Genomic DNA, 8,935 nt, shown 5'->3' with positions numbered 1-8,935 from the left:
CCTGCGGCGGTGTGCTGGCCGGTGGCGGTGTGCTGGCCTGCGGCGGCTTGGCCGCCCCCGGTGCTTGCGGGGTCGCAGCCGCGTTGCCGGCGGGGGCAGTCGTGGTCGGACCTGTGTTCGGCGTGACAGCTCCGGGCGCCACCCCTGCTCCGGCCGGTGGCGCACCGGGAGTCCCCGGCGACGGCGGCGTATTGGCCTGCGGCAGCGTATTGGCCTGCGGCAGCTTGGCCCCAGCCGGCGGCTGCGCGGATGTGGCGGGCGCGACATTGGCCGGAGCCGGTGCCGCGATACCTGGCCTTGCAATCGGCTGGATCGTCGCGCTGGGCGGCATCGGCGCCTTGCCCTGCTGGATCAGCGCAGCGCGCTGGACCACGGCCTGCGGCACCGCCGGACCTGCCGGGTTGGCGCGCCCGGCGACGGCAGGCGCCAGATTGGCCGGTCCGGTCCCCGGGCCTGCTCCCGCAGGCGGTGGCGGCGGCGGCCGGTTGATCACGGTGTTGATGACCGTGGTGTTGTGGATGTTCTGGTAAATGATGTTGTTCGGCGGCGGCGCGACATAGACCGGCGGCCTGACGAACACTGGAATCGGCACGAACACCGGCTGCGGCAGCACGAACAGGCCGACCACGGGCAGCGGCGGCGGCAGCACGACAAAATCCGGCGGCGGCGGCGGCAGGTAATAGACCGGCGGCGGTGGCGGCGGCGCGAAGCCGAAATCAGGATCGCTGAAATATAGCACGGGGCGATCGACATAGACCACCTCCTCCGGCGGCGGTGGCGGCACGTCGTAATCGATCATCGCGAAGGTCGGCGGCGGCTCGGGCGGCGCGGTGAGAATCGCAAGACGCCGGCGCGCGTCCGCCGCATGTGGCCCGCGCGGATAGCGGCGCAGATACGACCAATAGGCCTCCGGCGTGTCGGTGCGATAGGTCCGCCGCCAGGTGATCGCCTCGCGCCGCGCGGCCACGATCGCCCTCACGCGCTTGGCGAGCGGATCACTCGGATAGGTCACGAGGAATTCCTCATAGCCCGCCAGCGTGTCGCGCTCGAGCGCGGCGGCATAGGCATCCTGCACGCCGAGATCGCGGATCGGCTTGTTGCGGATCGCGGCAACCTGGTCGGACGCGGCCTCCGGCGGCGGCGCGTCGGGCCCACGCTCGAAGAACGAGAATTGCGCGGTGATCTTCTGCTCGTTCCAAGGCACCTGCGCGCCCTTGGAGGCTTCGTTGACGCGCAGGCGGACGCGGTCGAACACCTCGGCCAGCGGCAAGCCGCCGGTGCGGATCATCTCGGCGAGCGACTGCGCGTAGATGCCGTAGGGGCCCGCCTCCTCCGGCGCCACCGTGCCGGGCGCCGCGTTGAAGGCGATCAGCATGTTCGCCTCGGGCTCGACCAGTGCAAGGCCGCTGGCGATCGGCTGGCCGCCCTCGATGAAGGGCTGCGCACGGGCCGCATCGAGCACGACGATGTTGGCCTTGAGCGGAATCGCTGCAAGCTGGCGCACATAGTCGCTGACGCGCAGGGCCTCGGTCGGAATGTCGGTGTCCCGGCTGATGTTGGAATCGACCGGGACGAAATAGTTCTCGCCGGCGAGCTGCACGCCATAGCCGGCGAGATAGATCATCGCGACAGTGCCCGGGCCAGATGCCTGGGCCTTCTGGATGAAGTCGCGCAAGCTCTTGCGCAGCGTGTCACCGTCGAGATCGCGCGCGCCGACGACATCGAAGCCCGCGGCCTGCAGCGTCTGCGCGATCAGGCCGGCATCGTTGGCGGTGGTCGCCAGCGGCGACTTGGCATAGGCGCCGTTGCCGACGACGAGCGCGATGCGCTTCTCCTGTTGCTGCGCGCTTGCGGGCCCCGGCATCATGCCCGCAACCAGCGGGATCGCCAGAAGAAGGCCGAAGAAAGCTCCGTATGTCCCACGCATCGCCTGCTCCGCCCGCCAATATATGGTTCAAACGCCACCGCACATCTGACGCGCGGCCGGCTGAACGGCGCTTGAACGAAAGGCTCGGATTGAGGCGGCGGAATGGCGCGGACAGGCCCGAGGGCGGCTGCGCTTCTGAAGATGGCCCGGCGGCCGGCTTTCGCTGGAAAGAGGCGCGACCACCGGCTCCATGTTCCGAAGGCGGGCCTCAGCCCTGGGCGAGCAACTCGACGGTCCCCGTGCTCAATCGGTAGATGCCGCCGACCACCTTGAGCTTGCCCTGCTCGACCGCCGCGTTGAGGATCGGGGCGGCCGATTTCAGCTTGGCTACGTTGTCGATGACGTTCTGACGGATGGCGTTGTCGAGCGCGTTCCCACTCTGCTGAGCCGCGGTCTTCACCGCCGGCGCGAGCGCGGACACCAGCGTGGGGATGTGCCCCGGCAGCGGCTTGTCGTCCTTCAGCGACTTGATGGTCGCGTCGACGGCGCCGCAGCTGTCGTGGCCGAGCACCAGGATCAAGGGCGTGCCGAGCACGGCGACGGTGTACTCCATGCTCGCGATCGTCTCATCGCCGGCAAAGTTTCCGGCGACGCGGCACACGAACAGGTCGCCGCGCGCGCTGTCGAAGGCGTATTCGGGCGCGATACGCGAATCCGCGCAGCTCAGAACCGCCGCGAAAGGATTCTGACCGCCGACCAGAGCCTCGCGCTCATTCTTGAAGTCGTGGCGACGCGACACGCCGGACACGTAGCGCGCATTGCCCTCCATAAGCCGCTTGAGAGCGGCATCGGGCGATAGCACGTTCTGTGGCTTCGGCGGCGCCTTCGCCTCCTTGGCCAGCGCAGATCCGCCGAACGCCGCCACTCCGAATGCCGAAGCGGCAAGGAGCATCATGGAGCGCCGCGAAGCAGCGACTGATTGATGCAGATTGTCAGAGCATTTGTCGCACATGGTTGTGGTCCTTCCTGGCGTCCCGCTCAACGAGATTCACGGGAAGACACTGATAGCTGCGCTCGACAGACTACGACACCGGGGGCGGACCAGATAGTTAAGCTTTGGTTTGCAGCGGTGCGTGCGCACCGTCAGATCTGCTGCACGTCCACCACGCCGGCGACCGCCTTGATCGCACCGGCGATCTGCGGCGAGACCTTGAAGCGGCCGGGCAGCTTCATCTCCACCTCGGTCTCGAGGTCGAGCATCATCACCAACGAGACCTCGCCGTCGCCATTGGAGCGCGGCACGATGGCCGGGCTGCCGATTTTCGGCGCGGCACCGTTCGCGGCGGCGATCTCGGGACCGGCGAGACGCTTGGCGATCGATTCCAGCGGCTTGGTGTCGCGCAGGAAGATGCGCAGGCCCTTCTGCGTCTTGGCGGCGGCGTCATCGAGCGGCTCGGCATGCAGCACGCGGGCGCGGACGTCTTCGCCCTGGAGCTCGGCGCCGAGCTGAAGCAGCACGGCAGCCCCCGGCTCCAGCACGTCGCGATATTGCGCAAGACCCTCGGAGAACAGCACGGCCTCGAAGTGGCCCGTGGGATCAGACAGCCCCATGATGCCCATCTTGTTGCCGGTCTTGGTACGCCGCTCCATGCGCGAGACGACGGTGGCCGCAACCTTGCCGGCGGTGGCGCCGGTCTTCACCGCACGCGAGAACTCGGCCCATGACTGCACCCGCAGGCGCTTGAGCACGGTGGCGTAATCGTCGAGCGGATGTCCTGACAGGAAGAAGCCGATCGCATCGTATTCGCGGCGCAGCCGCTCGGCCGGCAGCCATGGCTCGATCTGCGGCAGCATGATGCTCGGCGCGTCGGCCGATGAGCCGAACATGTCGTTCTGGCCGATGGTCTCGGCCTGATGCGCGCGCTGGCAGGCGGCCAGGATCGAGTCCGCTCCGGCAAAGACGCGCGCCCGGTTCGGCTCCAGCGTGTCGAAGGCGCCGGCGGCGGCAAGGCTCTCGATGATGCGCTTGTTGATTGCGCGCGGATTGACCCGCGCGGCGAAGTCGGCGAGCGAGGTGAACAATCCGCGCTTGTTGCGCTCCTCGATGATTTGGTCGATCGCCTGGATGCCGACGCCCTTGAGCGCGGCGAGCGCGTAATAGATCGTCTTGTCGCCGACCTCGAAGGTCGCGCCCGAGCGATTGATGTTCGGCGGCTCGACCTTGATGCCGAGGCGCTGCGCCTCGGAGCGGAATTCGGACAGCTTGTCGGTATTGTTGAGATCGAGCGTCATCGACGCCGCGATGAACTCCACCGGATAATGCGCCTTCATGTAGGCGGTGTGGTAGGACACCAGCGCATAGGCCGCCGCGTGGCTCTTGTTGAAGCCGTAATCGGCGAACTTGGCCAGCAATTCGAAGATGGTCTCGGCCTGGCCCTTCGGCACGCCGTTCTTCACCGCGCCCGCGACGAAGATGTCGCGCTGCTTGTCCATCTCGGCACGGATCTTCTTGCCCATGGCGCGGCGCAAGAGGTCGGCGTCGCCGAGCGAATAGCCCGACATCACCTGCGCGATCTGCATCACCTGTTCCTGGTAGATGATGACGCCGAAGGTCTCCTTGAGGATCGGCTCCAGCACCGGATGCAGATATTCCGGCTCCTCGTCGCCGTGCTTGCGCGAGCAATAGGTCGGGATGTTCGCCATCGGGCCCGGCCGATACAGCGCCACCAGCGCGATGATGTCCTCGAAACGGTCGGGACGCATGTCGACCAGCGCGCGCCGCATGCCCTGGCTTTCAACCTGGAACACGCCGACCACCTCGCCCCGCGCCAGCATCTGGTAGCTCTCGGCATCGTCGATCGGCAGTGTGGCGAGATCGACATGGATGTCGCGCGGCTTGAGCAGCTTGCAGGCGACGTCGAGCACCGTCAGCGTCTTCAGGCCGAGGAAGTCGAATTTGACGAGGCCCGCCGGCTCGACCCATTTCATGTTGAACTGGGTCACCGGCATGTCCGACTTCGGATCGCGGTACATCGGCACGAGTTCGCTCAAGGGGCGATCGCCGATCACGATGCCGGCCGCGTGGGTCGAGGCGTGGCGGGTCAGGCCTTCGAGGCGCTGGGCGATGTCGAAGGCGCGCGCCACCACGGGATCTTCATCACGGAACGCCTGCAGCTTCGGCTCGCTTTCGATCGCCGCGGCCAGCGTCACCGGCGCGGCCGGATTCTGCGGCACCAGCTTGGTCAGCTTGTCGACCTGGCCGTAGGGCATCTGCAGCACGCGACCGACGTCGCGCAGCACGCCGCGCGCCTGCAGCGTACCGAAGGTGATGATCTGCGCGACCTGGTCGCGGCCATAGCGCTCCTGGACGTACTTGATCACCTCGCCGCGGCGGTCCTGGCAGAAGTCGATGTCGAAGTCCGGCATCGAGACGCGCTCGGGATTGAGGAAGCGCTCGAACAGCAGGCCGAACTTGATCGGATCGAGATCGGTGATGGTCAGCGCCCAGGCGACCAGCGAGCCTGCGCCCGAGCCGCGGCCCGGCCCGACGGGAATGCCGTGCGCCTTGGCCCATTTGATGAAGTCGGACACGATCAGGAAGTAGCCCGCGTACTTCATGCGCATGATGACGTCGAGCTCGAACGCCAGGCGCTTGTTGTAGTCTTCCTCCGTGGTGCCCTGCGACAGGCCGTGCACGCGCAGGCGGTTGGCGAGCCCCTCCTCCGCCTGGCGCTTCAGTTCCGCAGCCTCGACTGAAGCCGCGTCCGAGCTTGCGGCAGCACCGACCGTGAAGAACGGCAGGATCGGCTTGCGCGTCATCGGGCGGAACGAGCAGCGCTCGGCAATCTCCACCGTCGAGGCCAGCGCCTCCGGAATGTCGGCGAACAGCACCGCCATCTCGGCGCGGGTCTTGAAGCGGTGATCGGGGGTGAGCTGCTCGCGGTCGGTCTCGGCGATCAGCCGCCCGCCGGCGATGCAGAGCAGCGCGTCATGCGCCTCGTAATCGTCGGTCGCGGCGAAATAAGGCTCGTTGGTCGCGACCAGCGGCAGGCCCTTGGCGTAGGCGATGTCGATCAGGCCGCTTTCGATGCGCCGCTCCTTGTCGGTGTTGTGGCGCTGCAATTCGACGTAGAGGCGGTCGCCGAACAGGCCAGCGAGACGCTCGCAGCGCAACGCCGCAATCTCGGCCTGCCCGGTGGCGAGCGCCAGCGAGACCGGGCCGTCCGGGCCTCCGGTGAGCGCGATCAGGCCCTCGGTCTCGCCGTCGAGCCAGTCGAACTTGATGTGGGGGGCGTGGGTATCGGGCGTCTCCAGGAACGCCCGCGAGTTCAGCCGCATCAGGCTGCGATAACCGCGCTCCTGCGCTGCCAGCAGCACCACGCGCGAGGGCCCGAGCGCGTTGCGCGCATTCGGATCCTGATCGCCGAAATCGATCGCAAGCTCGCAGCCGACGATCGGCTGGATGCCCGACGCCGCCATCTTGTCGGAGAACTCGAGCGCACCGAACATGTTGTCGGTATCGGTCAGCGCCAGGGCCGGCTGGTGATCCTTCTTCGCGAGCTCAGCGAGCTTGGCGATCTTGATCGAGCCCTTGAGCAGCGAATAGGCCGAGTGAACGTGAAGGTGGACAAATCCGGCGCTCGGCATGGTCGCGTGACGGCCTCTTTCAGATGAAATGGAGCGGTCGCCGGCGCCAGGGGGACATGGTGAGCATCCCGCAGCTGCCCGGCCGACTCGCCTCACGATGGTGAGGCGTAACTGCCCCAGAGTCCACGCCGGAACGACCGATCAGCCGCGTCGTCCCGCTTTTCCCCAATCCGGCACTTCGACGAGGGCTCCGGCAGGGTTCTTGGCCATCGGCTTACAAAACCGCGGCTTCAGAGCTGCGGAATCACTTGGGCCCAGATCGCGATCATCCCGACGAACAGCGTGATCGACGCCAGAGCAGCCGCCTCTTCCACGAAAATCCTGAACATGGTCTCGCTCCTTTGCTAGAACGTATGAAGAACATTGTTCTCATTTCGTTCTCGGGAGTCAAGGTCATCTCAGCCATCCCGGAAGAAGATGGTTAAGTCTCTGAATTCGAACAAAAAAAGCCCCGGCGCAAGGCCGGGGCTTTCTATGGCTCGCTTCCGAGAAGCGGTATGTCTTAGTAACGGCCGATCATCGGGCCGCCGAACTTGTAGTTCAGGCGGACCAAGCCGATGTCCACGTCCTGCCCGATGCGATCGACCGCGCCACTGGCGAAGGTGACGTTGTGGTCGCCGAGGAAGATGTGGTTGTACTCGACGCCCACCGTCCAGTTCGGAGCGAAACCGAACTCGAGGCCCGCGCCAACCGTCGCGCCCCAGCGGGTCTCGTCCGCCCGATCGAGGTTCGCACCCGTCGCGACGCTGTAGACGTCGTACTTGTTGCTGACAACGGCCGCACCGCCCTTGGCGTAGAGCAGGACATTGTTCCAGGCATAGCCGACCTGACCGGTGATGAGCCCAAACGCGTCCACCCTGGTCCGGTTGCGATTGGCGCCGGGAGCGAGCAGGGTAATGTTGTCGCCCGAGAAGTCGGCCCAGTTGCCCTGGCCTTCAACACCGAAAACGAACTGGCCCGTCTGCCAGCGATAGCCGACCTGACCACCGACCGTGGCCCCGGTCGAGTTGTGCGAACCTTCAGGACCGAAGCCGACGAGATCCCAGGACGTATCCGCCGAACCGCCGCCAGCGTTGACGCCGATGTAGAACCCGCTCCAGTCATAGACCGCCGCGATCGCCGCAGGCGGAGCCTTCGTGTACGGCCGCGCCGCGAGGTCAGCAGCCAGCGCTGGCGCAGCCGCGCTGAGCGCGACGAGGCTGACAGCGGCAAGCAACAAATTCTTCTTCATTTGATTCCCGTTCCAGTTTCTTCAGTAGGCCCCCGGGCCGTGTTGCCGTCATAACAGTGCTCGGCGGAATTGCTGTAACCTCGACGCAACAGTTGTCGCCAAAGGGCCGCGCTTCATTAACGAACGTTTAGCGGAGCGTGCTGGAAACCCTTTGAAACAAGTGTTTTCAGCAGTTCCAATGCCCGCTACACAACATATACTGCGTGCGAGCGTAACGATCGCTGGAACGCACATTCGTGTGATTGGAGAATCGAAATGCGCGCCCGAATTGCTCTTCCCATTGTCGCCACATTTTCGCTCGCACTCGCCACATTTGCACTCGTGCTCAGCGCAAGCTCTCCGGCGCAAGCGTTCGGCACGCGTCATCCCTTCTGCCTCACCGGCGATGAATGGCCGGGGTTGAGCAATTGCAGGTTCGATACTTACGCACAGTGTCAGGCGAGTGCGTCGGGCCGCGCGCTGACCTGCATCGCCAATCCCTTCTTCGCAGGCGTGAGCGATGATCCCTACGCCTATCCGAACCGGCCGGGTGCGCAGACGCCGGGCTATTTCCTGCCGCGCTGAGATGCGCCACACCTGCCTCGCACTTGTCGTGATCGGCCTGCCGTTCGCAGGCGGGGCCGTGCACGCACAGACCTATGATCCGAGCTACCCCGTCTGCATGCAGATCTACGGCCCCGTCGGCTATTTCGACTGTCGTTACGGCTCGCTGGCGCAATGCCGGTATCTCGCCGTCGGCCGTTCGGCGAGTTGCTTCGTGAACCCGTATTTTGCGCAGGCCAAGCCCCCTCGACGATCGAAGCACCGATAAGGGTTGGCACATGCGGGATGCTGATATGCAGCCCGTCTGACATCGCGGCTCCCGTGTTGACGCTGGCTGATCCGGGTTTAAGTACCGTCGAACAAATCTTGCAGGGATGGCGACGTTCGCTGGGCTGGTTCCCTTTGACGTCATCAATGCAGAACACATGACGATTTCGCACCAAGCGACCTCGACCCGCGCGGGTTCAGCCGCAGCTTCAGCGCCCCCTCACCTCGCCATCGTCCTCGTCTCGCTCGCGATGGGCGGCTTTGCGATCGGAACCACCGAGTTCGCATCGATGAGCCTGCTGCCGTTCTTTGCCGCCGATCTCGGCATCGACGAGCCGACCGCGGGCCACGCGATCAGCGCCTACGCCCTCGGCGTCGTG

The 8,935-nt window shown here is 65.8% G+C and carries 6 protein-coding genes and 1 pseudogene; 3 read left to right on the top strand and 4 right to left on the bottom strand.

The features are described 5' to 3' along the window. From SE91_RS13475 to SE91_RS13460, 4 genes are all read right to left on the bottom strand, one after another. A partial coding sequence (locus SE91_RS13475) for a caspase family protein (protein ID WP_082813719.1) occupies positions 1–1,927 on the bottom strand: 1,927 nt, incomplete at its 3' end. Between the two features lie 208 nt (positions 1,928–2,135). Then, positions 2,136–2,879, bottom strand: a complete 744-nt coding sequence (locus SE91_RS13470) for a carbonic anhydrase (RefSeq protein WP_061847923.1) — start codon at positions 2,877–2,879, stop codon at positions 2,136–2,138. A 131-nt stretch (positions 2,880–3,010) separates the two neighbouring features. Next, positions 3,011–6,514: a DNA polymerase III subunit alpha gene (gene dnaE, locus SE91_RS13465; protein WP_061847921.1), complete on the bottom strand. Its 3,504-nt coding sequence runs from the start codon at positions 6,512–6,514 to the stop codon at positions 3,011–3,013. A gap of 502 nt (positions 6,515–7,016) precedes the next feature. Continuing rightward, the gene (locus SE91_RS13460; RefSeq protein ID WP_008547562.1) at positions 7,017–7,745 is read right to left on the bottom strand and encodes an outer membrane protein; all 729 of its coding nucleotides are present in this window, start codon (positions 7,743–7,745) and stop codon (positions 7,017–7,019) included. A gap of 255 nt (positions 7,746–8,000) precedes the next feature. Here SE91_RS13460 and SE91_RS13455 point away from each other — a divergent pair, with 255 nt between their 5' ends. From SE91_RS13455 to SE91_RS13445, 3 genes and pseudogenes are all read left to right on the top strand, one after another. Then, positions 8,001–8,309, top strand: coding sequence for a DUF3551 domain-containing protein (locus tag SE91_RS13455; RefSeq protein ID WP_008547565.1), 309 nt, complete (start codon positions 8,001–8,003; stop codon positions 8,307–8,309). A 1-nt stretch (position 8,310) separates the two neighbouring features. Further along, positions 8,311–8,556, top strand: coding sequence for a DUF3551 domain-containing protein (locus tag SE91_RS13450; protein ID WP_061847920.1), 246 nt, complete (start codon positions 8,311–8,313; stop codon positions 8,554–8,556). Between the two features lie 157 nt (positions 8,557–8,713). Then, positions 8,714–8,935, top strand: a pseudogene (locus tag SE91_RS13445) (MFS transporter); the annotation flags it as partial.

Origin of the sequence: Bradyrhizobium sp. DOA1, from assembly GCF_001593325.1 — a bacterium.
Taxonomy (GTDB): domain Bacteria; phylum Pseudomonadota; class Alphaproteobacteria; order Rhizobiales; family Xanthobacteraceae; genus Bradyrhizobium.
This window is presented reverse-complemented; position numbering and strand designations above follow the sequence as displayed.

Excerpts from the sequence above, each read along its gene's own strand:
- SE91_RS13470 (WP_061847923.1), bottom strand. The coding sequence starts at position 2,879 with ATGTGCGACAAATGCTCTGACAATCTGCATCAATCAGTCGCTGCTTCG.
- dnaE (WP_061847921.1), bottom strand. The coding sequence starts at position 6,514 with ATGCCGAGCGCCGGATTTGTCCACCTTCACGTTCACTCGGCCTATTCG.
- SE91_RS13460 (WP_008547562.1), bottom strand. The coding sequence starts at position 7,745 with ATGAAGAAGAATTTGTTGCTTGCCGCTGTCAGCCTCGTCGCGCTCAGC.
- SE91_RS13455 (WP_008547565.1), top strand. The coding sequence starts at position 8,001 with ATGCGCGCCCGAATTGCTCTTCCCATTGTCGCCACATTTTCGCTCGCA.
- SE91_RS13450 (WP_061847920.1), top strand. The coding sequence starts at position 8,311 with ATGCGCCACACCTGCCTCGCACTTGTCGTGATCGGCCTGCCGTTCGCA.